This is a genomic window from Pseudomonas lijiangensis (genome assembly GCF_018968705.1).
In the GTDB taxonomy this organism is placed as follows: Bacteria; Pseudomonadota; Gammaproteobacteria; order Pseudomonadales; family Pseudomonadaceae; genus Aquipseudomonas; species Aquipseudomonas lijiangensis.
This window is the reverse complement of record NZ_CP076668.1, coordinates 4,221,718-4,246,156: the sequence shown is the minus strand read 5'-3', so window position 1 is coordinate 4,246,156 and position 24,439 is coordinate 4,221,718. Positions and strand designations below refer to the sequence as shown.

The 24,439-nt window shown below is 57.4% G+C and carries 22 protein-coding genes and 4 tRNA genes; 14 read left to right on the top strand and 12 right to left on the bottom strand.

What is annotated here, in order from left to right; translation table 11 throughout:
- Nucleotides 1-69 precede the first annotated feature (69 nt).
- Complete coding sequence (locus KQP88_RS17610; RefSeq protein WP_216703760.1) at nucleotides 70-555, top strand: glutathione peroxidase; 486 nt, start codon at nucleotides 70-72, stop codon at nucleotides 553-555.
- Here KQP88_RS17610 and KQP88_RS17605 read toward each other — a convergent pair.
- A complete protein-coding gene (locus KQP88_RS17605; protein ID WP_216703759.1) occupies nucleotides 548-2,908 on the bottom strand; it encodes a hybrid sensor histidine kinase/response regulator in 2,361 nt (786 codons plus the stop codon). The two genes, KQP88_RS17610 and KQP88_RS17605, sit on opposite strands and share 8 nt — an antisense overlap.
- Before the next feature lie 87 nt (nucleotides 2,909-2,995).
- Between KQP88_RS17605 and KQP88_RS17600 the strand changes: the two genes are divergently transcribed.
- Together KQP88_RS17600 and KQP88_RS17595 are read left to right on the top strand one after the other, a co-directional pair.
- Nucleotides 2,996-3,886 carry an ATP-binding protein gene (locus KQP88_RS17600; RefSeq protein WP_025261258.1) on the top strand — a complete coding sequence of 297 codons (891 nt, stop codon included), beginning with the start codon at nucleotides 2,996-2,998 and terminating at the stop codon, nucleotides 3,884-3,886.
- Nucleotides 3,883-4,365 (top strand): GAF domain-containing protein, encoded by a 483-nt coding sequence (locus KQP88_RS17595; RefSeq protein ID WP_200992591.1) that lies wholly within the window; start codon nucleotides 3,883-3,885, stop codon nucleotides 4,363-4,365. Before KQP88_RS17600 ends, KQP88_RS17595 begins: the two co-directional genes overlap by 4 nt.
- Nucleotides 4,366-4,416: 51 nt before the next feature.
- Here KQP88_RS17595 and KQP88_RS17590 read toward each other — a convergent pair whose 3' ends face one another.
- A complete protein-coding gene (locus tag KQP88_RS17590) occupies nucleotides 4,417-5,175 on the bottom strand; it encodes a hypothetical protein (RefSeq protein ID WP_216703758.1) in 759 nt (252 codons plus the stop codon).
- A gap of 285 nt (nucleotides 5,176-5,460) precedes the next feature.
- Here KQP88_RS17590 and KQP88_RS17585 point away from each other — a divergent pair.
- From KQP88_RS17585 to KQP88_RS17570, 4 genes are all read left to right on the top strand, one after another.
- A tRNA-Glu gene (locus KQP88_RS17585) sits at nucleotides 5,461-5,536 on the top strand.
- A gap of 4 nt (nucleotides 5,537-5,540) precedes the next feature.
- Nucleotides 5,541-5,616, top strand: a tRNA-Gly gene (locus KQP88_RS17580).
- 104 nt (nucleotides 5,617-5,720) lie between these two features.
- Nucleotides 5,721-5,796, top strand: a tRNA-Glu gene (locus KQP88_RS17575).
- Nucleotides 5,797-5,798: 2 nt separating this feature from the next.
- Nucleotides 5,799-5,874: transfer RNA gene (locus tag KQP88_RS17570), tRNA-Gly, on the top strand.
- 115 nt (nucleotides 5,875-5,989) lie between these two features.
- Here KQP88_RS17570 and KQP88_RS17565 read toward each other — a convergent pair.
- Nucleotides 5,990-6,712 (bottom strand): pirin family protein, encoded by a 723-nt coding sequence (locus KQP88_RS17565; protein WP_216703757.1) that lies wholly within the window; start codon nucleotides 6,710-6,712, stop codon nucleotides 5,990-5,992.
- A gap of 203 nt (nucleotides 6,713-6,915) precedes the next feature.
- Here KQP88_RS17565 and KQP88_RS17560 point away from each other — a divergent pair, with 203 nt between their 5' ends.
- From KQP88_RS17560 to KQP88_RS17550, 3 genes are all read left to right on the top strand, one after another.
- Complete coding sequence (locus KQP88_RS17560) at nucleotides 6,916-7,866, top strand: GlxA family transcriptional regulator (protein WP_216703756.1); 951 nt, start codon at nucleotides 6,916-6,918, stop codon at nucleotides 7,864-7,866.
- 121 nt (nucleotides 7,867-7,987) lie between these two features.
- A complete protein-coding gene (locus tag KQP88_RS17555) occupies nucleotides 7,988-8,236 on the top strand; it encodes a CopG family ribbon-helix-helix protein (RefSeq protein WP_216703755.1) in 249 nt (82 codons plus the stop codon).
- Nucleotides 8,214-8,501, top strand: a complete 288-nt coding sequence (locus KQP88_RS17550) for a type II toxin-antitoxin system RelE/ParE family toxin (RefSeq protein WP_216703754.1) — start codon at nucleotides 8,214-8,216, stop codon at nucleotides 8,499-8,501. The genes KQP88_RS17555 and KQP88_RS17550 overlap by 23 nt, the downstream gene beginning before the upstream one ends.
- A gap of 79 nt (nucleotides 8,502-8,580) precedes the next feature.
- On the opposite strand, the gene KQP88_RS17545 is transcribed toward KQP88_RS17550, so the two are convergent.
- Nucleotides 8,581-9,501: a hypothetical protein gene (locus KQP88_RS17545; protein WP_216703753.1), complete on the bottom strand. Its 921-nt coding sequence runs from the start codon at nucleotides 9,499-9,501 to the stop codon at nucleotides 8,581-8,583.
- A gap of 637 nt (nucleotides 9,502-10,138) precedes the next feature.
- Here KQP88_RS17545 and KQP88_RS17540 point away from each other — a divergent pair.
- Nucleotides 10,139-11,608: an ATP-binding protein gene (locus tag KQP88_RS17540; RefSeq protein WP_216703752.1), complete on the top strand. Its 1,470-nt coding sequence runs from the start codon at nucleotides 10,139-10,141 to the stop codon at nucleotides 11,606-11,608.
- Here KQP88_RS17540 and KQP88_RS17535 read toward each other — a convergent pair.
- The 3 genes from KQP88_RS17535 to KQP88_RS17525 form a co-directional block, all read right to left on the bottom strand.
- A complete protein-coding gene (locus KQP88_RS17535) occupies nucleotides 11,588-14,362 on the bottom strand; it encodes an ATP-binding protein (RefSeq protein WP_216703751.1) in 2,775 nt (924 codons plus the stop codon). The two genes, KQP88_RS17540 and KQP88_RS17535, sit on opposite strands and share 21 nt — an antisense overlap.
- A 98-nt stretch (nucleotides 14,363-14,460) precedes the next feature.
- Complete coding sequence (locus KQP88_RS17530; protein WP_200992886.1) at nucleotides 14,461-14,865, bottom strand: helix-turn-helix domain-containing protein; 405 nt, start codon at nucleotides 14,863-14,865, stop codon at nucleotides 14,461-14,463.
- Nucleotides 14,866-15,173: 308 nt separating this feature from the next.
- Nucleotides 15,174-16,196 carry an alpha/beta hydrolase gene (locus tag KQP88_RS17525; RefSeq protein ID WP_216703750.1) on the bottom strand — a complete coding sequence of 341 codons (1,023 nt, stop codon included), beginning with the start codon at nucleotides 16,194-16,196 and terminating at the stop codon, nucleotides 15,174-15,176.
- A gap of 150 nt (nucleotides 16,197-16,346) precedes the next feature.
- Between KQP88_RS17525 and KQP88_RS17520 the strand changes: the two genes are divergently transcribed.
- From KQP88_RS17520 to KQP88_RS17510, 3 genes are all read left to right on the top strand, one after another.
- The gene (locus KQP88_RS17520; protein ID WP_216703749.1) at nucleotides 16,347-17,240 is read left to right on the top strand and encodes a LysR family transcriptional regulator; all 894 of its coding nucleotides are present in this window, start codon (nucleotides 16,347-16,349) and stop codon (nucleotides 17,238-17,240) included.
- A 213-nt stretch (nucleotides 17,241-17,453) separates the two neighbouring features.
- Nucleotides 17,454-18,392, top strand: a complete 939-nt coding sequence (locus tag KQP88_RS17515; RefSeq protein WP_216705987.1) for an ABC transporter substrate-binding protein — start codon at nucleotides 17,454-17,456, stop codon at nucleotides 18,390-18,392.
- Nucleotides 18,393-18,453: 61 nt separating this feature from the next.
- On the top strand, nucleotides 18,454-20,724 hold the full coding sequence (locus tag KQP88_RS17510; RefSeq protein WP_216703748.1) for a molybdopterin guanine dinucleotide-containing S/N-oxide reductase: 2,271 nt from the start codon (nucleotides 18,454-18,456) through the stop codon (nucleotides 20,722-20,724).
- A gap of 2 nt (nucleotides 20,725-20,726) precedes the next feature.
- Here the strand turns inward: KQP88_RS17510 and KQP88_RS17505 are convergent, their stop codons facing one another.
- The 5 genes from KQP88_RS17505 to KQP88_RS17485 all read right to left on the bottom strand — a co-directional run bounded on the left by KQP88_RS17505 (nucleotide 20,727) and on the right by KQP88_RS17485 (nucleotide 24,439).
- Nucleotides 20,727-21,389 carry a response regulator gene (locus KQP88_RS17505; RefSeq protein ID WP_200992583.1) on the bottom strand — a complete coding sequence of 221 codons (663 nt, stop codon included), beginning with the start codon at nucleotides 21,387-21,389 and terminating at the stop codon, nucleotides 20,727-20,729.
- Nucleotides 21,390-21,545: 156 nt separating this feature from the next.
- The gene (locus tag KQP88_RS17500; protein ID WP_216703747.1) at nucleotides 21,546-22,601 is read right to left on the bottom strand and encodes a protein-glutamate methylesterase/protein-glutamine glutaminase; all 1,056 of its coding nucleotides are present in this window, start codon (nucleotides 22,599-22,601) and stop codon (nucleotides 21,546-21,548) included.
- Nucleotides 22,598-23,116: a chemotaxis protein CheD gene (locus tag KQP88_RS17495; RefSeq protein WP_253950499.1), complete on the bottom strand. Its 519-nt coding sequence runs from the start codon at nucleotides 23,114-23,116 to the stop codon at nucleotides 22,598-22,600. Before KQP88_RS17495 ends, KQP88_RS17500 begins: the two co-directional genes overlap by 4 nt.
- Nucleotides 23,107-23,919, bottom strand: coding sequence for a CheR family methyltransferase (locus KQP88_RS17490; protein WP_216703746.1), 813 nt, complete (start codon nucleotides 23,917-23,919; stop codon nucleotides 23,107-23,109). Before KQP88_RS17490 ends, KQP88_RS17495 begins: the two co-directional genes overlap by 10 nt.
- 1 nt (nucleotide 23,920) lies before the next feature.
- Nucleotides 23,921-24,439: a chemotaxis protein CheW gene (locus KQP88_RS17485; protein ID WP_200992580.1), complete on the bottom strand. Its 519-nt coding sequence runs from the start codon at nucleotides 24,437-24,439 to the stop codon at nucleotides 23,921-23,923.

The window sequence follows — 24,439 nt, the reverse complement described above, 5'->3', positions numbered from 1 at the left end:
TGTTACCGGCGCTGCCGTGAGAAAGCGGCAGCAGACCCGGACGTCAATATTCATTTTTGAGGCATCGTCATGAGCGAAAACCTGTTGAGCATTCCTTGCACCACGATCAAGGGCGAGCAGAAGACCCTGGCCGATTTCGCCGGCAAGGCGGTGCTGGTGGTCAATACGGCAAGCAAGTGTGGTTTCACCCCGCAATACAAGGGGCTGGAAGCGCTATGGCAGCAATACCGCGACCGCGGGCTGGTGGTCCTGGGCTTTCCCTGCAACCAGTTCGGCAAGCAGGAGCCCGGCAATGAAGGCGCCATCTCGGAGTTCTGCGAATTGAACTACGGGGTCAGCTTCCCGTTGTTCAAGAAAGTCGACGTCAATGGCGGTAACGCCCATCCGCTGTTCGTGCAGTTGAAGAAGCGGGCACCGGGCATTCTGGGGACTCAGGGCATCAAGTGGAACTTCACCAAGTTTCTGGTCGACAAGGAGGGGAAGCTGGTCAAGCGTTTTTCCCCGCGCACCAAGCCTGAAGAGCTGACCGGCGAGATCGAAGCCTTGCTCAAATAGCACGGTTGCCCGGTGTGAGCGCAATCCACTGGTCCAGCATGCTGACCAGTTCTGCTCGGCGGAACGGTTTGGCCAGATAGTCGTTCATGCCGGCCGCCCTGCAACGTTCGCGCTCCTCGGGCATGGCATTGGCGGTCAGGGCGACGATAGGCAGGCCGGGCCAGCGCCCGCTGCTGCGGATCTGGCGGCTGGCCTCGTAACCGTCCATGACCGGCATGTTGCAGTCCATCAGGACCAGATCGAAGCTGCTGTGCTCCAGTTGCTCGATGGCCTCTGCGCCATGGGCGCTGACAATCACTTCACAGCCCAGCTTGCTGAGCATGCCTTTGGCGACCAGTTGATTGACCGGGTTGTCTTCCACCAGAAGGATGCGTGCCGGACGCTGGGTTGCGAGTTCTTCGGGAGAGGTTTCGCTTATTCCGGGTTCTTCCATGTGCAGGGCGCGGCGCAAGGTGTTGTAGAGCGCGTTGCGGGCCAGCGGTCGAGCCTGCTGCTGCAAGGGCGCCAGGGCGCTGACCTGCTCGACGGGCATGAAGTTGCCATAGGCCGTGACCAGCAGGATAGGCACCTGTGTGGTGGGGCGAATCGAGAACAGGCATTCCGGGCAATCGGTGATCACCAGGTCGGTATCGGGGTCGAGCTCCTGCTCGCAGGTCCGGTCATCGATGCCTCGGCGAGTGAAGGCGACTCCCCAACTGGGCAACAGGGTGCCAAGCAGTTCCACCAGACCACTGCCCGCCTTGCTGATCACGGTCACGCGGCCTTTGAGCGCGGGTGGTGTCACCGCCTTCAGGTGTACCGGCAACGGCAGTTCGGCGCAGAACAGGCTGCCCAGGCCTGACTGGGACTGGATACTCAGGCGGCCATTCATGGCTTCGCACAGGTTGTGAGTCAGGGACAGGCCCAGGCCCGTGCCGCCAAATTGCCGGGTGATCGCGGCTTCGGCCTGGGTGAAGGGCTGGAATATCCGCTCCTGAGCTTCCTTGGGGATGCCGATGCCGGTGTCCCGGACTTCGATTCGCACCCGGTTTTCCCCGGTTTCAGAATCCTGCACGCAGGACAGGCGCACATCCACGCGCCCGAAACGGGTGAATTTGAGCGCATTGGAGAGCAGGTTGCTGACGATCTGCCGGACCCGCGTGGGGTCGCCGATCACCAATGGCGGAAAGTCCGGAGCAATCAGACAGGTCAGTTCCACGCTGGGGGCGGCGTTCTGCGAGAGCAGGTTGGCAGTGTCTTCGACCAGCATGCCCAGATCGAAAGGGATGCGCTCGATTTCCAGTTGTCCTGCGTTGAACTTGGACATGTCGAGAATATCGTTGAGCAGTTCCACCAGCACTTTGCCCGAGTCATGGGCAATCATCAGTTGCTGGCGTTGCTCGGCACTGAGCGGGCCGTCCAGTGACAGGGCCAGCATGCCCAGCAATCCATTGAGCGGTGTGCGGATCTCATGGCTCATGTTCGCCAGGAAGGCCGTGCGGGCATTGGCCATGTCCAGGGCGGTGCTGCGGGCGATCTGCAATTCCTCGTTGGACTGGCTGAGGCGAATGTTGCTGGCCTTGAGTTCGTTGGTGCGTGCCGAAACGATGTTTTCCAGTTCGTTCAGGTGATTGGTGAGCCGGTCCTCTGCCTCGCGACGTCTGGCGAACTCGGTGCTCATGGTTTCGATATGCAGGTTGAACGTCTTGACCAGTACGCCGATTTCATCGTTTTCATGATTGGGCGGGCAGGCCATTTTTTTCTGGATCGGGCTGCGCGGATCGTGACGGCTCAAATCCCGGATCAGGTTCACCAGCGGCTTGGTCAGGGTCGCGTAGAACAGCATGGTCAGGATCCCGGCCAGCACCAGGCTGCGCACGAAGCCATTGAGCAGGGTGATCTCGGCCCGCTGCAGGAAGTGGCTGCCAAAGGCGAAGGTGTCGACGGTCAGGCTCAGGGTGCCGATGACCTCGGTGGGCATATGGTCCAGATGCAGGACTTCTTCGAAATGCCGGCTTTCTCCGAACAGCCAGTCGCTGAGTACCCGATAGCGTCCGGTGGCCATGGGGCGTTCGACGCTGGAGAGCACCATATTGTTGTTGTCGGTCAGTCTGGCGCTGACCACGGCGGGGGAGTGCAGCAGGCCCAGGGTCAGTTCCTGAGCCAGTTCGGCGTCGATGTTGTACGCCATGCGCGATGCCGGGTTATGGCTGATTTCCATCAGGGAGCCAATTTCACGATCGATGGAAGCATCTTCGCTGGCATAATCGAGGGCAATCTGGAGCAGACTGAGCAAGGTTCCAAGAATGAAACCGATCAGGACGGCCATTCTGGCTTGCTTGAACGACAGCCTGTTGGTGAACGATATATCCATGGAAGTCCAGTCACTTCTGATGCTCATTGCGGGGCAAGCATAGCCGATCGGGCCTTGTGGTTAATCAGTTAAATATAAGGAGGTTTCGTGGATTCTCGGTTGATGGCTTTTCTGGAGCGCGCCGATGCCGTGCTGACTCGTCTGGAGCCCTTGTTGCCTGCCGTTCGCGAGCCGCTGGACTGGTCCGCGACTCTGGCGGCGCGTTGGGTGCGAGAAGGGCGCAGCGGTTATCTGCTGCCCCTTGAGGTCAGCCTGGACATGCGCCTGTCGGACCTGATCGGTGTCGATCGGCAGCGGGACCAGTTGGGACGCAATACTCGTCAGTTCATCGATGGCCTGCCTGCCAACCATGCGTTGCTGTGGGGCTCGCGTGGCACCGGCAAGTCTTCGCTGATTCGGGCCTTGCTGGCTGAATATGCCGGTGCAGGCCTGCGCCTGATCGAAATCGAACGGGACCATCTGGGTGATCTGCCGCGAGTGGTCGAGCAACTGCAGAAACTGCCCCAGCGTTTTGTGCTGTTCTGCGATGATCTTTCCTTCGAGTCGGGGGAGGGTGACTATCGCGTACTCAAGAGCGTGCTCGATGGCTCGCTCGAACAGGCACCGGATAATGTGCTGCTCTATGCAACCTCCAACCGCCGCCATCTGGTGCCGGAGAAGGAGAGCGATAACGAAAACTGGAAGCATGTGGAAGGCGAGCTGCATCCCAGCGAGGCGGTGGAAGACAAGATAGCGCTGTCGGACCGCTTTGGCTTGTGGCTGTCTTTCTATCCGTTCACTCAGGAGCACTTCCTGAATGTCGTGGAACACTGGATTACCCAACTCGCACAGAAGGCCGGCCTGACGTGGCAGCGCGATGAAGAGCTGGACAAGGCGGCTGTCCGTTGGGCGACCGGGCGGGGTAATCGTAATGGTCGTTGTGCCTACCAGTTTGCGCGTTACTGGGTAGGCCTGAAATTGTTGGAGCAACAGGCATGATCGATTTGCAAGACGTGGGTGCGGGCCAGGAAGGTTATGACCTGTTGGCTGCACAGTTACAGGCGCTGCTGGCCGATGAACGTGACTTCATTGCCAACGCCGCGCAGTTTTCTGCGTTTCTCTATACCCAGATAGCGGATTTGAACTGGGCAGGTTTTTATCTGAATCGCAACGAAGAGCTGGTGCTCGGGCCGTTCCAGGGGCAGGTCGCCTGCGTGCGCATCCCGTTCGGGCGTGGTGTATGCGGTGCTGCGGCCCAAAGCCGGCAAACCCAGCGAGTGGAAGATGTCCATACTTTTGCGGGGCACATCGCCTGCGACAGTGCCTCCAATAGCGAGCTGGTCATTCCGTTGATAAAGGAAGGGCGTCTGATTGGCGTGCTGGATCTGGACAGCCCGCAAGTCGGGCGATTCAAGGAGAAGGATCAGGAGGGGATCGAACGTCTGGCAGCTATCTTTCTGGCGTCTACCGACTGCTGAGCCGGGAGCCTGTCCGCCGTTGCGCAGTGCAGCGCAACGGCGGTGCGGTCATCAATCGTAGATGACTTTCTTCTTCCATTCCGATTCGACTTCGTCGGCCTTCAGGCCTTCGGTCAGGGCGTTGTCGTCATCATCGGTAGGCGCTGTATTGGTCAGCACCATGGAGTTGGCGCGTGCCAGTTGTTTTTCCATGGCCTGCAACTGTTGCTGATAGGTCACAGGGTCCGGCTGATTGCGCAGGTACTGCACGCCGCGCTCGAAAGCCAGGCGGGCCTGACCTGGCTGCTCTTGAGAGAGCGCAAGCTGGCCGAGGTTATTGAAGAACTCGATGTGCAGGTTCACCAGGATGGTGCGGATTTCGCGGATCCAGTGCTTGGCTTCGCTGGTTGGCAGGAAACCGTCATGAGCGGCGCGAGTGACCTGACCATGCAGCGCTTCCAGTAGAAAGCGAATGTCCTTGGCCTTGGCTTCGGTCTGGATCGGGCTGACGGCGTTGGTGACCTGGATACGGTCGCCCTGTGCCACCAGCTCTTCCAGTTCGGTCACGCGGGTCTTGAGCTGTGGGTTGCCTTTTTCCAGCGCCAGCATGCGCTGCACGACATTGAGCTCCAGGCGGGTCAGCAACAGCTTGAGGGCTGGCGACATCAACTGGCCGGGGAAGGTCTCGCTGATTTCACTGCAACGCCGTAGCCGGTCGTTGAGCTCTACCTTTGCACGAGCCTTGTCCAGTTTGCTGTTTTCAGCGACATGGTTCAGGTAGCCAATCGCTATAAGCAGCGCGATACCAGCTACTACCATCAACGTGATCATGAGTGGTGTCACTGCGCAAACCTCATTTTTTCCATAAATTATTGTGCGAGTGTAGTGGCTAAGCACTATTGCGCATAGATGCCTCCGTCGGACATTGCAACTAAATTTTCTCCTGAGGCAATAGTTTTCCGGCCAGCGGCGTGAACCTTAAAGAGGGGCGAAGTCATTGATTTAAATAAATTTTCAGAAGGGGGTTGACGGCCTGCCAAACCATCCATAGAATGCGCGCCACTTACAGCGTAAAGCACACAGCGAAGCGCAGTAAGTAGTGAATGTTGCACGTGTGTCCCCTTCGTCTAGTGGCCTAGGACACCGCCCTTTCACGGCGGTAACAGGGGTTCGAGTCCCCTAGGGGACGCCATATTGCGGGAATAGCTCAGTTGGTAGAGCACGACCTTGCCAAGGTCGGGGTCGCGAGTTCGAGTCTCGTTTCCCGCTCCAGTTTTATACAATTCTGCTTTCGGGCGGGGTTGAGTGAAACCAGAACCAAATCTTCGGATGCGGATCTGGACACTGGAACACACACCATGTGTTCCGGGTAGCGTGTCCCCTTCGTCTAGTGGCCTAGGACACCGCCCTTTCACGGCGGTAACAGGGGTTCGAGTCCCCTAGGGGACGCCATTGCGGGAATAGCTCAGTTGGTAGAGCACGACCTTGCCAAGGTCGGGGTCGCGAGTTCGAGTCTCGTTTCCCGCTCCATATTCTTCAAGAACGCCGCTCATTGAGCGGCGTTCTTGTTTTTGCGTTTTTTCCCTTCGCGAGCCTCCCAGTCATCAGGAGGCGCGCTTTTTCTTTCTATATATAGAAAGAATCTTCAAGGCATCTGTGGCCGCTCGTTCGGCCGCAGGTCGAAAACCAGTACTTCGGCATCGACGCCTTCACTCAAGTGAATCTGCTGTTCGTCACGCAGGCGCACACCATCGCCTGCCCCGAGACGCTCACCATTGAGTACAACGCTGCCACGGGCGACATGTACGTAGGCATGGCGATCGGCTGCCAGTTCAAGGCTGGCCGATTCATTACCGTCGAACAGACCGGCATAGACCCGGGCATCCTGACGGACTTTCAAGGAGCCATCGTTCCCTTCGGGGGAAATGATCAGCTTCAGGCGTCCGCGCTTCTGTTCCGGGCTGAAGTGTTCCTGCTGATAGGTCGGTTGCGCACCAGCCACATTCGGCACAATCCAGATCTGCAGGAAATGCACCGGCTCGCTTGCCGAGTGATTGAACTCGCTGTGGGCGACGCCGCTGCCAGCGCTCATCAATTGCACATCGCCAGGGCGGATCACCGAGCCGGTCCCCAGAGTGTCCTTGTGCTCCAAAGCACCTTCGAGCACATAGGAGAAAATCTCCATGTCGCGATGGGGGTGCTGGCCGAACCCTTTGCCTGCTGCGACACGGTCGTCATTGATCACCAGCAGATCGGAAAATCCCTGTTCCAGCGGGTTGTAGTAGCTGGCAAACGAGAAGGTGTGAAAGGATTTCAGCCAGCCATGGTTGGCTGCGCCACGATCGGAAGCTTTGCGAAGAGTCAGCATGATTCTTTCTCCATTCAGATGTCGAGGCTGCAAATTCAGGTATCGACCTAGTGAGAGAAAGGTTACTGGTTATCGGGGCTGGCAATAAGTAGCTGAAAAACGAATGACTGTCCTGTTCTGGTTGACAGTTTCGAGTGGCCAGCAGAGCCGGGCCATCTTGTTCATAATGTGCAGCCTGTCTTCATTCAAACGATGCGAAACTCATGAAAACCGTGGCGATGGTGCTGTTCCCGGACTTTCTCTTGCTCGACATGGCCGGGCCTATCGAGGTTTTTTCCATTGCCAATCGCTATCTGGCGCCCGACAAGCATTACCGGATAACGACCATTGGCACCGAGCTGGGTGCGCTTCGTGCGTCCAGCGGCGTCAACATCGTGGCCGATCGGCATATGGACCAGGCCGTGGAAGACTACGACCTTCTGTTGATACCTGGAGGTCCAGGGGCTTACAACGAAAGACACCAGCCTTTGTTGAACTGGCTGAATGAGGTCGCGCCTCGGTCTTCCTGCTATGGCTCCATTTGTACCGGGGCCTTCATTCTGGGGGATGCCGGTCTGCTCGACGGACATCGCGTGACCACTCACTGGCATTATACGGACCGGCTCATCAAGCGCTTCCCCAAGGCGCAGGTGGAAACCGATCAGATCTACATCCGTGATCGCAACCTCATGACCTCCGGTGGCGTCACTGCCGGTATCGACCTCTCGCTTGCGGTCGTTGCCCAGGATCATGGCAAGAAGGTCGCCCAGGATGTGGCCAAAGTGTTGCTGGTATTGATGAGGCGCCAGGGCGGCCAGGCGCAGTTCAGCCCCTTGATGACTGCCATTGCCTTGCAGGAAACCCCCGTTACCCGTGTACAGAACTACGTGCTGGAGCATCTGGATGAGGCCTTCAGCGTCGAGCGCATGGCCGGCCTCGCCAATATGAGTGCCCGACACTTCGCTCGCACCTTTGCCCGTGAAGTCGGGATGACACCCATGGACTTCCTGCAGAGCGCCCGCATCGATCACGCCCGGAACCTGCTGGAAACCACAGAGCTGCCACTCAAGACCGTGGCTTATAAAAGCGGCTTCGGCAGTGTGCGACACATGCGCTTCCTGTTCAGCGGCAAGATCGGGCTGACGCCAGCCCAGTATCGTGAGCAGTTCAGTTAGGCTTTGTGCTGCATAGCTACGGTTCCGTTGAGTGGAGCAGGCCGTGGAATATGCGTAATGTTCGTCGTATACTTGCGCATGTTGTGTATGCAACGTATACGACCATCATCAAGGAGCTATCATGGCATCCCCTGTTTTGTCATTCCGTGTTGAAGAAGGTCTGATTGAAATGCTTGATCAGCTCGCCTTGGCTACGGATCGTGATCGTCAGTACCACCTTAAGCGAGCCTTGACCCGCTATGTCGAAGCAGAATCCTGGCACGTAAAGGCTGTCAGCGAAGGGCTTACTGACATCGAGGCCGGGAAAACGATCAAACTGGAAACTGTTAAAGCCAAGTGGGCAGCACGTGCCGCAAATCGAGTTAAGTGAAAAAGCTGATAGCGACCTTGATGCCATTCATGGTTATTACGCGGCACTTATAGGCGACCTTCGAGCCGATACAGTAATTTCCGAAATTTTCGCCTCGATTGAACAACTTGAAGCATTTCCGGGCATGGGGCGACCAGCCCAGAATCCTGATGTTCGGGAGTTGGTACTTAATCGCTACCCGTTTGTTGTGAGCTATATCGTCAAGCAAGATATCGTTTTCATTGCGCGAATTCTCCATGAGCGTAACGAGCGCTTCAGCTGTTGATCAAGGTCAGCCCAACTAGAAAAGTATTGATATTTAAAGTTGAAGGATGAATAGGGGCAGTGTTTATTATCAAAAACTGTTAGCGTTGGCATCGTCCCGACTTAAAATCATACGTCCCGTTTTCGGTGCGGGTAGCAGTAACCATCTTATCAAAAGGTAAAATAGCAACGAAGATACGGTCGCTATATTCCATGTCACAATCTTCTGGTCTTGCATGAAAAGAGGAAAAAATAATAATCCGTTGAATGTTCGTGTTGAGTGAGTTTTCATTAAGATGTATCTCGCCAAGCTTTATCATGCCTGTGCTGCAAAGTAGAAGTCCTACAACTAGTGAAAGATCACTAAAGTTTGCTTTTTTGTAATGGGCTTTGCTTGGTTTTTTTTGGAGAATAATATTCCAGGCTCGAATGTATTTGCTCAGGTATTTGTCTCGAATCATTTCTTTGAAGAAAATATAAAACATTTGAAATGCACAGACAGTAAGTATGGTAAATATCATGAGGTAGTAATATGCCAGAAGTGAGTTTGCAACTATTAGTACTCGTTGTGCCGCAGGAAAATTTTCTGCTCTTGAGTGTGTGGCTTTTACAATCATTTCATCAGCGTACACGCTTGCAAAAATAGTGACTATCACACCTATTACACCAGCAGTCCATTTTAGCCAAGAATAATTGCTGCGTATGAATAGGAGGATTTTGAATTTTATTATAAATAGTAATAGGGGGGTTGCTGAGCAGAAAAATAATAAGGAGCGGCCAAAAAATTTTGACTGTGTCACACCTTTTGCTTGGAGAAAAACAAAGATGTATAGGAGGGAGGTGGCAATCCAGAATATAATGGAAATAATCGTTTCTGTATCTAGATTTTTCAATTTTTTAGTCAGGGGTGACAGTTGGCGGATCAGGGTTTTGTAGTTTTTAGGGGTTGAATAGTGTTTTTTTGTTCCCCAAATAATTGGTAGGAGTATGTAAAGTGTTATTAGTACTACTGCAGTGGGCATGTGGTTTCTCTGAAAGTGGTAAGTTTTGAGATGTTAATGCATGATTTTGGGAGTCTGCAAATTAAATTTTGTCCTTTTTTGGCGTGTCGTTAAAGTGTTGGGGGCTTCAATGATAGGAAAGGGGTTCGTTAAAATTTTTTAATGCGCTAGAAAAATATTTTTACACGAGTAATTCAGATTAGTTACGACGTAAACAAGGCTTATGGGAGCAGCTTGCTGGCGAAAAGTCTGAAAGCCGGCAGATGTTTTGCGTCTGTATACTGACGTCGTGAGCAAGCGGCCTCCCACAAAGTGATTTGTGACCTTAATTGATCGGCATTAGCAGATAGGGTCGGATTTATCTGGAGAGATGTTATTTCTGCCTTAAAAGGCATATGGATATATGCTTCACCTCAGATTTACAGAGCACCGCTCGATCTTGTCCTACAAAAATTGGCTTTTCACTCATCGCTTTGCGTTTTTTGATGAGATCCAATATTACATACCAATCTCTTTGTCCGTATTGCGCACCGCAATGACCGTATCGCGCCTCCTGTCCCGGTTGTCCCGGTTTTCCTGCCTGCCAAGATAAACACGAATCTTTTGCAAGGGGCGTGCGGTGGTCCGGATAGCCGGGTTTAACGGCGCGTGAACGGATATGGACAGCCTCAAGAATATTCACAACGATTCGGTGTTGCGTTTCGGTCCCTATGTGTTTGATGTTCGTCAGCGTCTGGTGATGCAGGGCGACAAAGCATTGCGTGTCGGGAGCAGGGCGCTTGATATCCTTCAGGTGCTGATCGGGCAGGCGGGCAGCATTGTCAGCAAGAACAGCCTCATTGCTCAGGTCTGGCCTGACTCTATCGTCGAAGATATCAATTTGCGCGTGCAGGTCGCGGCCTTGCGCCGAGCCTTGAAAGACGGGCAGGAAGGTCAGCGCTTTATCGAGACGGTGCCTCTGCGAGGTTATTGCTTCGTGGCCAGGGTCGAGCACGTGGAGGTGACTCCGCAGGTCAATGCGCCCAAGCACAATCTGCCTGCGCGCCTGACATCGGTGATTGGGCGCGATGAAGTGGTGGGCAGGATCGTGCGTCAGTTGCCGGGAGTACGGCTCATGACCCTGGTCGGGCCTGGCGGCATCGGCAAGACCACGGTGGCCTGCCGGGTCGCCGAATCACTGCTCAGGCATTACCCGGACGGTGCCTGGCTTATCGACTTTTCTGTTCTGGATGATCCGCAGCAGGTGGCCGGTCAAATGGCTTTGGCGCTGGGGCTTGGCAGAGACTCGTCTCTGGCTGATCTGGCCTCGACCCTGGCCGGCCGGCGTGCGTTGTTGATCTTCGACGGTTGCGAGCATCAGCTTGAAAACAGTCGACGCTGGGCCGAAACCCTGTTGCCGGCCTGTGCTCATCTGTCGATTCTGGTGACCAGCCGTCAAGCGCTGCAGGCCAGAGGCGAATCCGTGTTGGGGCTGCCGGCGCTGACCATTGCATCCGCAGGCACGCGTGACGCCATGGCCTGTTCGGCCATGCAGCTTTTTGTCCGTCGTGCCCAGGCCTCCAGACAAGGGTTTGTCTTGCGTAAACAGGATGTCGCGATCGTGGCTGATATCTGTCGACGGCTCGATGGCATCCCTCTGGCGATCGAACTGGCGGCTGCCAGAATCGACGTGTTCGGATTGACGGGTTTGCAAGCTCAACTGGACAAGGGGGTTCATTTGCCGGGCTTTGGCCGGCGCACTTCTGTCCTGCGTCACCAGACCTTCAAGGCCTCCCTGGACTGGAGTTTCGAGCGACTGAGTCTGCACGAGCAAATCGTACTGCAGCGTATTGCGGTCTTTGGTTCGGCCTTCACGAAGTCGGCTGCCATTGCGGTCTGCACCTGTGTTTCGTTGCACGCCGAAGGCATCGGCAAGGCACTGGAGCAACTGGTAGACAAGTCGCTGCTGTCGATAAGCCAGGGCGGTGGCACCTTGCGTTATGACTTGCTGCGCACCACTCGTTTCTATGCGCTGGAGAAACTGCAAGCCAGTGGTGACGGGCGAATATACGAGGCGCGTCTTGCACGTTATCTCGGTATGGAGCGCTTCGCAGCAGCGCGCGCTCCGTCACCGCAACTGATCGAGTAATTGCTGGGCCGCGATCAGGTCCGGCGTTGTGAAGCCTTCGGTGAATCGTGCATGCACAGGCTCCAGCAAAGCGTATGCCTGCTGCCTGTGGCCCTGACGCTGCTTGAGTCTGGCGAGTGACGTAGCGCTGCGCAGTTCCCAGGCCAGGGCACCCTGTTTTTGCGCCACGCTCAATGCCTTGAGCAATAGGGCTTCTGCGGTGTCGGCCTCTTCAGGTGGGAGAGTGTCGGCTCTGGCGCGCAGGATTTCCGACGTGCACCAGCCTGCTGCTCCGCTTTGCGCCCGCTCGAACAGGACATCGTCGATCGGGCCTGGACGCAGGGTGATCATGATGTCTCTGATGAACCCGGTGCTGTCCGCAAAATTGTTCTCGGTGGCTGGAGACGTCATCAACTGCGCATAGCGCTGCCCCCAGTCATAAAACAGCAGCGCCGAATGCCTTTGCGACTGATCGCGCAGCAGCTTCAACAACTCGCTGGCTGTCTGGGTATCGCCGTTATAGAGGGCGATGGAGCAACCGGCCAGGGAGAGGGTGTGGCAGATGGACGTTCCATGGTTGATCTGCAGGGCAATGTCCAGCGCCTGCCGGGCGGTCTGCCACGCAAGTTCGGGACGGCCTTGCAGCCAGAGAATGCGCGCCAGAATGGTCAGGGCCGCAACGCTCTGATCGTACTGCACGCCGAAAACATAGGTGAACTGATGAGGATGTCCGCTTTGGGCCATGCGCTGGATGACCTGCTCGGCATTCAGCCGTGCCAGAGTCTGATCGCCGGAAAAGTGCAGCGCCAGAACCCGTAGGCGATGGGTGCTCATGCAGATAAAGGTATCGGTGTTCATTCCCAGCCGATTGAACTGGCGATTCTGTTCAAGGGCTTGCAGGTAATCACCGCGACACACGTCAACGATCATCTTTCCGGAAATGGCCTGTAACTGGCCAGCCAGATCATTGTCATGTTCGGCCAATACCCGTGCGCTCATGAAAGCGTCCAGCGCTTCGGGCGTGCCGTTACGGGTATGAAAGGAAATGCTGCCCAGTGCCAGCTTCAGGGGGATCAGCAGATTAGCGGGGGCAAGGGGATCGGCTTCCAGCAGCTTCAATGCCTTGCGCACATAAAAGTCGTGCTCCTTGAGCAACGATAACTCCTGCCAGAGAGGCGTGCTGTTGGCAACCAGCTCGATGGCCAGCCTCTGCGCGTGAGCGCTGTTGAATCCCCACTCCAGTGCTGTCCTTATGTCTTCCAGGCTGTAGATATAGCGGTCGATCCACTGTTGAGTGGGAATGTGCTCCCAGTCCTGCTGTGACTGTTGCATGAGCGCCAGGCAGCGCCGTGCATGGCGTTCGCGAAGCTCGGGCAGTCGTTCGTGCTGGAGCAGTTTTTCCAGTGCATGGCTGCGGGTGGTATCCAGCAAGTGATAGAGGACCTCGTCGTCCACGAACTCGACATTGAGCAACGATTTGCTGACCAGTTGGGGAAGGATGGCCATGACTTCCTGCGGGCTGATCTGCGGATCCACCACCACCGCCATGACGGACTCCAGGGTGAAGCGATCCTTGAAGATACTCAGGCGTTGCAGGCAGGTCTGCTCGCTGGCGCTCAGCATCTGGAAGCTCCAGTCCAGCGTGGCGCGCAAGGTCTGGTGGCGAGCCAACCCATCCGGATGGCTTTGGCCGTGAAGACGGAAACTGGTTTGCAGGTGTTCGAGCAGCTTGCTGAAACCCAGGTTACCCACCTGAGCGGCGGCCAGTTCGATGGCCAGGGGAATACCATCCAGGCGCTGGCATATTTCAATGGCCATCGGCAGGTTGGCTTCGGTCAGTTCAAAGTGTTCCTGACTGGCCATGGCGCGTTCGACGAACAATTGCAGTGCCGCAAAATTCATGGCTTCGGCGCTGCTCACACCCTCGAAGGGCGGGCAGTCCAGAGGTTCCAGTCGCTCGACCCATTCGCCATCGACCTGCAGGCTTTCGCGGCTGGTGATCAGCATGTGTACATCGGGGGCGCTGCGCAGAATGCTTTCGCTCAGCAGGGCAATGGTATCGACCATGTGCTCGCAGTTGTCGATCACCAGCAGCATCCGGCGATCGCGCAGGTGGGCGCCAAGATGGCTCATGGGGTCGTCATCGTGTACCGCGATATCGAGCAGCAGGGCCAGATGAGTCGCGACCATTGCCGGATCGGTCAGGGGCGCCAGGTCCATGAGACGAATACCATCGCGATACTGGCCGATCAACTGCTCCGCAACCCGCAGGGCGACCGTGGTCTTGCCGATGCCGCCGGGGCCCGTCAGAGAAATGAAGCGGTGTTGTTGCAGTTGGCCTGCCAGCCTGTTGACCAGTGCATCACGTCCCAGGATGCGCGATTGACGAGTGGGCAGATTGTGGCTGGTCGAGATTTTCATAGGGGCATCTGGCCTGTGTTCGACCCGTTGCAGGGCGATGGGAGCAACAAAGCTGTAACCACGTTGTGCAACCGTAACAATGTAACGCTGTCCCGCCTGGCCATCGCCCAGCGCTTTGCGCAGCGCAGCCATATGTACGCGCAGATTGCTGTCCTCGACCACAGTCCTGGGCCAGACATGGGCAATGAGCTGTTGTTTGCTGACCGTATCCCCGGCATGTTCGATAAGGATCAGCAGGATATCCAGGGCGCGACTGCCCAGCCGCACGGGACGGCCAGCTTCCAGCACCAGACGTTGCTGCGGGTAGATCCGATAAGGGCCGAAATGCACGGCCGGCTCGGTGAGAAGGGTCAAGGGTTCATTCCTGTTGTGTCGCCTGGGATTCTGTTTTTCGGGCAGACAAGTACGCTCTCGAGCTTGCTCGTGATGCGACTTTCAATCTAGCCCTTATTTCAGAATCCGCTGGCGGCAAACACTTTGCTGTTATCTGTGTTCTTTAGCGCATGGCCGCGCCAAGTAAAGGGGTTGATGCCTTCAGTACGGGAAAAGATATGCGAGAAGTGCGATTGATCACAGAATCCGCACTCATGACTTATCTGGGTCAAGGTCATTTCCGTGTGCTGGATCAGGCACTTTGCGCGGGCTATGCGCTGGCAGCGAATCCATTCCTGAGGCGACAGGCCGGTGCTGCGTTTGAAGGCTCTGGAGAAATAGCTTCTGGACAAGGCACAGGCTCGGGCCAGTTCGGAGACTTCGATGTTTTCACCCAGTTTTTCGAGGATCAACTGCTTGGCCAGACGCTCGCGCCAGAGGGTCAGGCCGCCGCTGACGGCTGTCGGTTGCTTGATGCCGTCCATGGTTTTGCATATCGAGCAGGGGTATTGCGGAACCTGAGTCATGGCAATGTCCATTGTCGCGTGAAGGTGCAAGTGAGTTGGCTGTTTTGTCAGCACCTTTCGATGGGCAAAAGTCTGCGAAGAGAGCGCCATTCTTGGGTGAAGGAACAGGGCTGACGAGTTAATCGTTGTTAATTCGGTGGGTGGCTTCGCGTCTGTGCGCAGCGCTCTGGCCTGAGGTTTTCAGCGAGGTCTCAGCCCGTCTGGAAAGTGGCCTGGCGACTGGCTTGAACCTGCCCCCGATGGGGGCAGGTCATTACGTGAGGGAATCAGTTACCGAGGTGGGTTTTCAGCTCGTTCGCCGCCTGGCGCATTGCTGCACGTACTTGCGGGATCTGGGTCAGCGGGTTGAGCAGGCCGAAGTCATGAATCATCCCGTTGTAGCGCACCGCCGTAACCGGTACACCGGCCGCATCCAGCTTGCGGGCATAGGCTTCACCTTCGTCGCGCAGCACATCGAACTCGGCGGTCTGCACCAGGGCTGCTGGCAGTCCGCGCAATTGTTCATTGCTGGCCTGCAACGGTGAGGCATGGATCTGAGCGCGCTGGCCCGCATCGGTGGTGTAGTTATCCCAGAACCACTTCATCATGCCTTTGGTCAGGAAGTGACCTTCGGCAAACTGCTGGTAGGAGCCGTTATCGAAGTTCGCATCGGTCACCGGCCACAGCAGCAACTGGAAGCGCAGTGCCGGGGTTTTCTGCTCCTTGGCCATCAGCGCCACTACTGCCGCCATGTTGCCGCCGACACTGTTGCCGGCGACCGCCAGTCGGCTGCCATCCACACCGATCTGCTTGCCATGCTCGGCCACCCAGCGGGTCGCGGCATAAGCCTGATTGATTGCTGTCGGGTACCGGGCTTCAGGTGATGGCGTGTAATCCACATACACGGCTACCGCCCCCGAGCCGACCACCAGGTCGCGGATCAGCCGCTGGTGGGTAGGGAAGTCGCCCAATACCCAGCCACCGCCGTGGAAGAACATGAACACCGGCAGGTCACCCTTGATCTTGGCAGGACGGACGATCTTGAGGGTGATCTTCTGACCGTTGGCATCAATCGAACGCTCGCTGACTTCCACTCCCGACAGATCCACCTTGACCGAGGCCTGGGCGCCGGTCAGGACGGCACGGGCGTCCTTGGGGCTCAGTTGCTCAAGCGGCTTGCCACCGCCAGCGGCCAGCGCTTCGAGAAAGGCCTGGGTGTTGTGTTCGACGCCAGGGCTGCCAGCGGCAAAGGCGCTGTTGACGGACAGGGCGAGCAGGGTGGTGGTCAGGGCTTTTTGCAGAGTGTTCATGGGGTCAGTCCTTTTGAGAAAACGTAAGGGTTTGGCAACTGAGGGCAGTCCTGGCTTCGGGCCTTGTCTGCACCATGGACACAGATTAATAGGGTGCTGAAAGGCGAAAAAGCGGCTATAAAGCGTTTAACTGTCAACCAGGTTGTGACAATGAACCCCTTTGAAGATATGCGCATTTTTTGCCAGGTCATGGAGTCGGGCAGCTTCACGGCGGCCTCCGACAAGCTGGGCCTGTCCAAGCAGTTCGTCAGCCGTCGTCTGATGCAGCTCGAAGAGCGCCTCGGCGTGCGCTTGCTCAATCGCTCCACCCGGCGTCTTGATGTCACCCCGCTGGGGCAGAGCTATTACGAGTCGGCCTTGCGCCTGCTGGGGGAAGTCGAGCAGGTCGAGCAAGGCATTTCCGGGCAGAACAGCGAGCCGCGTGGGACCTTGCGCCTGAGTGCGCCGCTCTCGTTTGCCGTGGCACATCTGGGTTGCCTGCTGCCGCTGTTTTTGCAGCGTTACAAGGATGTGGCAGTGGAAGTGGACCTGAGTGACCGGCCGGTGGACCTGCTCAGCGAGGGCTATGATCTGGTGTTGCGCATTGGCGTGCTGGAAGACTCCAGCCTGATTGCCCGGCGTATTGCCACAATCGACCGGGTGTACTGCGCAAGCCCCGTTTACCTGGCCGAGCGGGGACGTCCGGAAAAACCTGAAGACCTCCACGCCCACGACTGCTTGCCCTATGGCCACAATCGCCAGGTGCAGTGGCGTTTCCAGGGCAGCGGCAAACCCGTGAGCCTGAATGTCAGCGGGCGGATGCGTACCAATAACGGCGAGTTGTTGCGGGATGCGGCGATTGCCGGGCTTGGCATCACGTATTTGCCGACCTTCATTGTCGGGGCCGCGCTGAGCAGTGGAAGCCTGGTCCGGGTGCTGGACGATCTGCGTCCCGAGCCCCTGACGCTGTCGGCGGTTTATCCCCAGCATCGTCAGGCCTCAAGGCCGGTGCAGGCCTTGATCGAGTTCCTGCGCGAAAGGCTGGCAAGCAGCGACACGCTTTGAATCTGGAGAGTGATAACTGAGCTTTTTGCATATCAGGCTAGATCGAAAATGAATTTAGATAATGTTTTTGAGAGTGATAGGGTTCCTGGAATTCGTTTCAGACATTGAAACCGTTATCAAAAACCGGCTACCGCACCTGCGGATCCAGACCTCATTTCGATCCTGTGGAGATTGCACGTGCCCGACAACACCCTCGCCCGATGGAAGCAGAGCCTGCTGCCCGGTCTGCTCCTGACACTTGTTGCTTCCTTGACCGTGCAGGCCGCCGACCTTGTGGTCGGTGACCAGAGTTACAGCGCACGTACCGTGATGGAGGCAGCGGGTGTGCTCAACGACCTGCCTTATGAACTTGAATGGAAGCAGTTCACCGCCGGCTCGCCAGTGGCCGAAGCCTTGAACGTCGGCAGTCTGGATATTGGTCTGTTGGGGGATTCGCCAGCGTTGTTCATGGGCGCTCTGGGTGCGCCGATCAAGGTCATTGGTGTGTCGCGGCAGAATCTGGATGGCGTGGCCATCGTGGTGCGCAAGGACTCTTCCATCAAGAGCGTTGCGGACTTGGCAGGCAAGAAAGTGGCGATCTGGAAAGGTTCTTTCAGTCAGCAATTGATGCTCACGGCACTGGACAAGGCGGGCGTGTCCCGTGATGCCGTGGATTATCGTTACCTCAGCGCGCTGGATTCCTCCCATGCCCTGGACGGCGGCTCGGTGGATGCCATTGCGACCTGGGAGCCTTATGTCACCCAGCAGGAGCGTCAGGGCGCGCGTGTGATCGTCACAGCCAAGGGGCTGATTCCTGCCCAGAGCTTCATTGTTGCCAACGACAAGGCCATCAAGAACAAGCGTGCTCAGATCAATGACTTCCTTCAGCGTTTGCAAGCCGCTCGCGACTGGTCGGTGCGCGATCCGAAGAACAGCGAAGCCTACGCCAATGCCTGGTCAGGCCTGACCAGGGCCGATGCAGACGTCGCCCGCCGCTGGTTCTCCCGTTCGCAGATAGTCGTGGTGCCGATTACCCCTGACGTGATTGCGGGCGCGCAGCAGACCATCGATTTTTTCAACAGCGCCGGGCTGACCAAAAGCTATCCTGCGGCCAGCGTGTTCGATGAGTCGTTCAATTCGGCGCTGGAATTGCAGGAGCAGGTTTCCCGTTGATTGCTCTTCGTGAATTCATTCGCGAAAAACCACACCTCAACCACTCAGGAGCCCCTTCACCATGACTTTCACTTCATTGCACTGGGGCGTCTATCGTCCGCAGGTCGTGGATGGACAGCTTGAAGCGCTGGTGCCCGCTGAGTGGGACAAGGATCCTTCGCCCATCGGTGATTCGGTTGCTGGCGCCATCGCGTCGCCGACCCGTATCAAGCGTCCTGCCGTGCGCCGCAGTTTTCTTCATGAGTCAGGTGGCCGACCCGACCTGCGGGGGCAGGAGCCGTTCGTTGAAGTGTCCTGGGATGTTGCACTGGATCTGGTCGCCCGGGAGCTGAAGCGCATCAAGGGCGAGCATGGCAATCAGGCGATCTTCGGCGGCAGTTATGGCTGGGGCAGTGCGGGGCGCTTTCATCATGCCCAGAGTCAATTGCATCGCTTCCTCAACTGCCTGGACGGGTATGTGTTCAGTACCGACAGTTACAGCCTCGGCGCAGGACGCGTGTTGATGCCGCATATCGTCGGCAATATGGACTGGCTGCTGGCGGCGCATACCTCCTGGAAAAACCTGGCCGAGCACTGCGAGTTGTTCGTGGCCTTCGGTGGTCTGCCTGCCAAGAACGCCCAGACAAGCCCCGGCGGTGCCAGCGATCACCTGCTGAGCGATGCCTTGCAGGCGATGTCGAAAGCAGGTGTGGAGTTCGTCAATGTCAGCCCGCTGCGCGATGACCTGAGCGGTCCTGAAAAGAATGAGTGGCTGGCGATTCTTCCCGGCAGCGATACGGCGCTGATGCTGGCCTTGTCCTGGGTCTTGATCACCCAGGGCCTGCATGACGAAGCGTTCGTACAGCGCTATACCGTGGGTTATGAGCGTTTTCGCGACTATGTGCTGGGCCATGTCGACGGCCAGCCCAAGGACCCGCACTGGGCCGAGAAACTGAGCGGCATCTCGGCCCGCCAGATCATCGAACTGGCACAACGGATGGCCAGCAAGCGGACCATGATCAACGTCGCCTATTCCCTGCAGCGCTCGATTCATGGCGAGCAACCGTTCTGGATGACCGTCACCCTGGCCGCATTGTTGGGGCAGATCGGTCTGCCGGGTGGCGGTTTTGGTCTGGGCTATGGCTGCATGAACAATACGGGCAGCGGTCGCAAGGCATTCTCCGGGCCACGCTTCGAGCAGGGCAGCAACCCGGTCAAGGATTTCATCCCGGTGGCACGTGTCGCCGACATGCTGCTCAACCCCGGCGCGCCTTTCGATTACAACGGCCAGTTGCGGCACTACCCGGACATTCGTCTGGTGTACTGGGCGGGCGGCAATATCTTCCACCATCATCAGGACCTCAATCGCCTGCTGGATGCCTGGCAGCGTCCGGAAACCATCATCGTTCACGAGCAGTACTGGACCGCTCAGGCCAGGTATGCCGATATTGTCCTGCCCGCGACCACGGCGCTGGAACGCAATGATATCGGCAGCTCGGCTTCCGACCGTTTCATGATCGCCATGCAGCAAGCCATCGAGCCGGTGTGCGAGGCCCGCGATGACTATTCGATCCTTGCCGATCTGGCGCAGCGCATGGGTGTTGGGGATACCTTCACCGAAGGGCGTGATGCCTCGGCCTGGCTGTATCACATCTATGAGCAGTCTCGGGAGCGGGCTGAAACCTTTGGCGTGCAGTTGCCCGACTACGAGCAGTTCTGGCGCGACGGCCTGTTCGAGGTTCAATACCCCGAAACCGACATGATCCTGCTCAAGCCTTTTCGCGACGATCCGCAGGCCAACCCGTTGCCCACGCCTTCAGGGCGTATCGAGATTTTCTCCGAACGCATTGCAGGGTTCGGCTATGCGGACTGTCCGGGGCATCCGGTCTGGCTGGACAAGCCTGCGACCTCGTTTCCCTTGCACCTGCTGTCCAATCAACCGCGAACCCGTCTGCACAGCCAGTACGATCATGGCGCCTATAGCCGAGCCTCGAAGATCCGCGAACGCGAGCCCTTGACCCTCAATCGCAGCGACGCCCAGGCACGGGGCATCAGCGAGGGCGATGTGGTGAAGGTCTTCAACGAGCGTGGGGCTTTTCTGGCTGGAGTGATTGTCTCGGACGACATTCGCCCCGGTGTCGTGCAGATCGCTACGGGAGCCTGGTTCGATCCTGTGGTACATGGCCAGAAGGGCAGCCTTGAGAAGCATGGCAACCCGAACATGATTACCCTCGATGTGGGGGCTTCAAGCCTGTCTCAGGGCTGCTCGGCACAAACCGCATCGGTGGAGGTCGTGAAGTGGGATCAGGCGTTGCCGGAAGTGACGGCTTTCGAGCCGCCACTTCTGATGTGAGGCTAGTCGTTGACCTGAATGATTCCCTCACGAACGGCGAAAAGCACCAGACTGGCAAGATCGTGAATCCCCAGACGATGCATGACCTGCGAGCGATGGGCTTCCACGGTCTTGACGCTCAGGCCAAGACCCAGCGCGATGGAGCGGGTCGATTCGCCGCGGGCGATCAGGCGCAGGATTTCCAGCTGTCTTTCGGTCAGTGAAAAATTCCCGGGTCTTGCGGGCGACGAGGGTGCGAGGCTTTTCTTGACGGCCTCGCTGACCACCAGCGGCACGACCTCCGAAGACAAGTATTGATCGCCATGCTGCAACGCTTGCAGGGCCAGTTCCAGCTCCAGAAAACTGGCGCTCTTGAGCAGATAGCCCTGGGCTCCCAGTTGCAGGCATTTCATGACAAAGCCTGAGTCGGTATGTGTCGACAGCATCAGCACCTTGGAGCCGGGCGCATGCACTGACAGTTCTTCCAGTGCATGCACGCTGCATGATCGCTCCATGGACATGTCCAGCAGGACGATATCCGGCGACAGCAGGCAAGCCAGCTGGATGATGCTGTCTCCATCGCCGGCTTCACCGACGATTTCGTATTCGTGTTGTTTTTCCAGTAGTGCCCGGATACCCGCCCGAAACAATGGATAGCTATCGGCGAGCAGAATTCGGCAAGGCATATTTACGGCCTGTGTCGCATGGGAAGTGGATAGCTGGCAACGAGTGAAAGCTACGATTACTGTTCTCCCGTGGGAGTTGATGATAGCCCGCTGATGGCTGACTGCATCCGTTCGAAAAAGGGCATTCCTATTCCTGTTTTTGGTGCTGGCATTGCGTTAACCATGCCGTGCGCTGTCACCAAACTGCTGGATCAGAATCGGTACTCTGGACAGCGGTTCTATCGCTTGTGCAGCGCCCATGCGAATGGCTTCCTTGGGCATGCCGAAGACAATGCAGCTCGCCTCATCCTGAGCGACGGTGTGGGCTCCGCTTTCACGCATGGCAAGCAGGCCGCGGGCGCCATCGTCACCCATGCCGGTCATGATCACGCCCAGGGTATTGGCGCCTGCATGTCTGGCCATGGACCGGAACAGCACATCTACCGATGGCTTGTGCCGGTTGACCGGTGGGCCGTCGAGAACCTCGACCTGATAGTGGGCTCCGTTGCGCTTGAGCTGCATGTGCAGACCGCCGGGAGCGATCAAGGCCAGACCGCTGTGGACGCGGTCCAGGTGTCTGGCTTCGCGGACTTCGATCTGACACAGGCTGTCGAGACGCCGGGCGAAATCGGCCGTGAATTTCTCCGGCATGTGTTGAACGATCACAATGCCCGGACAGTCACGTGGCAGTTGGCGAAGAATGAACTCCAGTGCCTGAGTGCCGCCGGTCGAACAGCCCAGGGCCACGACCCGGTCGGTGGTTCTGAACAGCGGGTTTGCCTGTGGAGGCGGTGCCTCCACAGCCTGGGTACGGACAGGTGGCCGGAAAGCGCCTGGGCGGGTGCGGGCGGCTTCTTCGATCTTGCGGATCAGATCCCCCGATATCTGCTCAAGGCTCTGTTTGAGGCCCAGCCGTGCCTTGGTGAAAACACCCACGGCACCGGCCGCCAGAGCTTCGACGGAAACACTGGCACCGGCTTCGGTCAGGGTCGAGCAGATCAGCGTCGGGGTAGGGCGCTCGCTCATGATCTGGCGCAGAAAGGTCAGGCCGTCCATGCGCGGCATTTCCACATCCAGAATGATCACATCCGGCCAGTCGCGCCGCATCTTGTCGATGGCGTAGATCGGGTCGCTGGCCTGGCCGATCACCTCGATACCGGGGTGGCTTGCCAGGCAATTGGTCAGTACCTGGCGAACCAGGGCCGAGTCGTCGACGATGAATACGCGGATCACAGAATATGCCCACCTGTCCTTGAGTTCGGTGTGATGAGGGGCAACGTGACTTCATTGCGCTGGCATTCGATCCTGCCGCTCAGTCCATCGATCTGCAGACGGCGGTAATGGTCGCCATTGAGATCGTGCAAGTCCACCGACCACTTGCGCAGGTTGAATTCCTTGCGCGCGAAGTCGCTGTTGGTATGGCCTATCTTGCGCAGGCCGTTGCCCTCGAAGCGCGTCAAGCAACCTCCGCCGAAAATGCCTTTGCGGTACTCGCTCGGGTTGGTGCCGTGACGCACCATGTCGGCATGCATGCGCTGGAACACGGCTTCACCGTAGCGAGTGTCGTGATCGTTGCAGCTTGCGGTCGGGTCACGGGGCAGCAGGTAGTGCGACACTCCCAGTAACCGCCAGCGTGGGTGCCAGAGAATCACAGACACGCAACTGCCCAGCAGTGTCGTGACCGGTCCGTCGTGACGACCGAAGAAGTAATCACCGGGTCGCAGGAAAAGGGGTTGGTTTATAGACATTCGTACACCGAAGGCCTTACCAGCCGTACAGGTAGATCAAAACCGTGAATGCTTTCGGCATGACCTATGAATAACAGGCCGCCGGGACGCAACTGACAGACAAGGCGCTGCACGATACGTTTTTTTTCTTCATTGTCGAAGTAAATCAACACATTACGCAGAAAAATCACATCGAACAGGCCCACGTCCTCTGACAGGGGCTGAACGATGTTGACTTCCTGGAGCGTGATACGGTCGCGCAGGGCTGCCTTGACCCTGAAGCGTCCGCTCATGTCTTCAATCCCCTTGAGGCAATAACGCTGCATCCAGCCTTCTGGAAAGTACTTGGCCTGAGTCAGGTCATAGATACCTTCGTGGGCCTTTTGCAGCATGCTCAGGCTGAGATCACTAGCCATGATGGACCAGTCCTGGGTAGTGGCGCTTTCACTCAGAACCATGGCCAGAGTGTAAGGTTCTTCGCCCGATGAGCAGGCCGCACTCCACAGTCGTATCGGGCCCCGTCGCCTTGCCAGCCACTGGCCCAGAAACTCGAAATGCGGGTTTTCGCGGAAAAAATATGTTTCGTTTGTGGTCAGAAGATCGACCACCAGACGGCGCTCCTGCTTGTACAGGGGCTGTTCAAGCATCTGCAGGTATTCGGTGTAGCTGTTCAGCTGGTAATAGCGAAGACGCTTCATCAGACGCCCGGCAACCAGCGGGCGCTTGTTCTGCGCCAACTGGATGCCCGAAGCATCAGCCATGAGCTTTTGCAGATGGAGAAACTCGGCGTCGCCGAGTGTCGGCATCTTCAAAACTTCCGACATTTCAACTTCCCTTGAGCACAGCAAGACTGAGCTGGCGAATGTCGTCCAGGGACAACACTTGTGCAATGTTCAGAATGATGGTGAAGGTCTGGTCGCGACGTGCCATGCCCGCGATGAAATCCGTACGGATACCGGCCCCGAACGGCGGTGCAGGCACCACTTGCTGCGGGTCGATATCCAGCACGGCGTCCACGGCATCCACCACCAGGCCGATGCGCTGGTAGAGGTCTTCCAGCGTCAGCTCGATGATCACGATGCAGGTGCGCTTGCCTGGCGTGGTCAGCTCGAAGCCGAAGCGTGCCGCCAGATCGAGCACCGGCACCACGTTGCCGCGCAGGTTGATCACGCCATGGATAAAGGCCGGCATCATCGGTACGGACGTGACTTCGTCGTACTCGATGATCTCGCGCACCAGATCGATAGGCAGCGCATAAGCGGCGTCCCGCACCCGAAACGACAGGTGCTGGATGCTCATCGTGTCGGTATCGGATAACCGTTCGACAGTTTGGGGAAGACTCAT

Excerpts from the sequence above, each read along its gene's own strand:
- KQP88_RS17495 (WP_253950499.1), bottom strand. The coding sequence starts at position 23,116 with ATGTCTATAAACCAACCCCTTTTCCTGCGACCCGGTGATTACTTCTTC.
- KQP88_RS17490 (WP_216703746.1), bottom strand. The coding sequence starts at position 23,919 with ATGTCGGAAGTTTTGAAGATGCCGACACTCGGCGACGCCGAGTTTCTC.
- KQP88_RS17485 (WP_200992580.1), bottom strand. The coding sequence starts at position 24,439 with ATGAGTCTTCCCCAAACTGTCGAACGGTTATCCGATACCGACACGATG.
- KQP88_RS17605 (WP_216703759.1), bottom strand. The coding sequence starts at position 2,908 with ATGGATATATCGTTCACCAACAGGCTGTCGTTCAAGCAAGCCAGAATG.
- KQP88_RS17510 (WP_216703748.1), top strand. The coding sequence starts at position 18,454 with ATGACTTTCACTTCATTGCACTGGGGCGTCTATCGTCCGCAGGTCGTG.
- KQP88_RS17595 (WP_200992591.1), top strand. The coding sequence starts at position 3,883 with ATGATCGATTTGCAAGACGTGGGTGCGGGCCAGGAAGGTTATGACCTG.
- KQP88_RS17525 (WP_216703750.1), bottom strand. The coding sequence starts at position 16,196 with ATGAACACTCTGCAAAAAGCCCTGACCACCACCCTGCTCGCCCTGTCC.
- KQP88_RS17545 (WP_216703753.1), bottom strand. The coding sequence starts at position 9,501 with ATGCCCACTGCAGTAGTACTAATAACACTTTACATACTCCTACCAATT.
- KQP88_RS17555 (WP_216703755.1), top strand. The coding sequence starts at position 7,988 with ATGGCATCCCCTGTTTTGTCATTCCGTGTTGAAGAAGGTCTGATTGAA.
- KQP88_RS17610 (WP_216703760.1), top strand. The coding sequence starts at position 70 with ATGAGCGAAAACCTGTTGAGCATTCCTTGCACCACGATCAAGGGCGAG.
- KQP88_RS17505 (WP_200992583.1), bottom strand. The coding sequence starts at position 21,389 with ATGCCTTGCCGAATTCTGCTCGCCGATAGCTATCCATTGTTTCGGGCG.
- KQP88_RS17565 (WP_216703757.1), bottom strand. The coding sequence starts at position 6,712 with ATGCTGACTCTTCGCAAAGCTTCCGATCGTGGCGCAGCCAACCATGGC.
- KQP88_RS17520 (WP_216703749.1), top strand. The coding sequence starts at position 16,347 with ATGAACCCCTTTGAAGATATGCGCATTTTTTGCCAGGTCATGGAGTCG.
- KQP88_RS17540 (WP_216703752.1), top strand. The coding sequence starts at position 10,139 with ATGGACAGCCTCAAGAATATTCACAACGATTCGGTGTTGCGTTTCGGT.
- KQP88_RS17530 (WP_200992886.1), bottom strand. The coding sequence starts at position 14,865 with ATGGACGGCATCAAGCAACCGACAGCCGTCAGCGGCGGCCTGACCCTC.
- KQP88_RS17590 (WP_216703758.1), bottom strand. The coding sequence starts at position 5,175 with ATGATCACGTTGATGGTAGTAGCTGGTATCGCGCTGCTTATAGCGATT.
- KQP88_RS17560 (WP_216703756.1), top strand. The coding sequence starts at position 6,916 with ATGAAAACCGTGGCGATGGTGCTGTTCCCGGACTTTCTCTTGCTCGAC.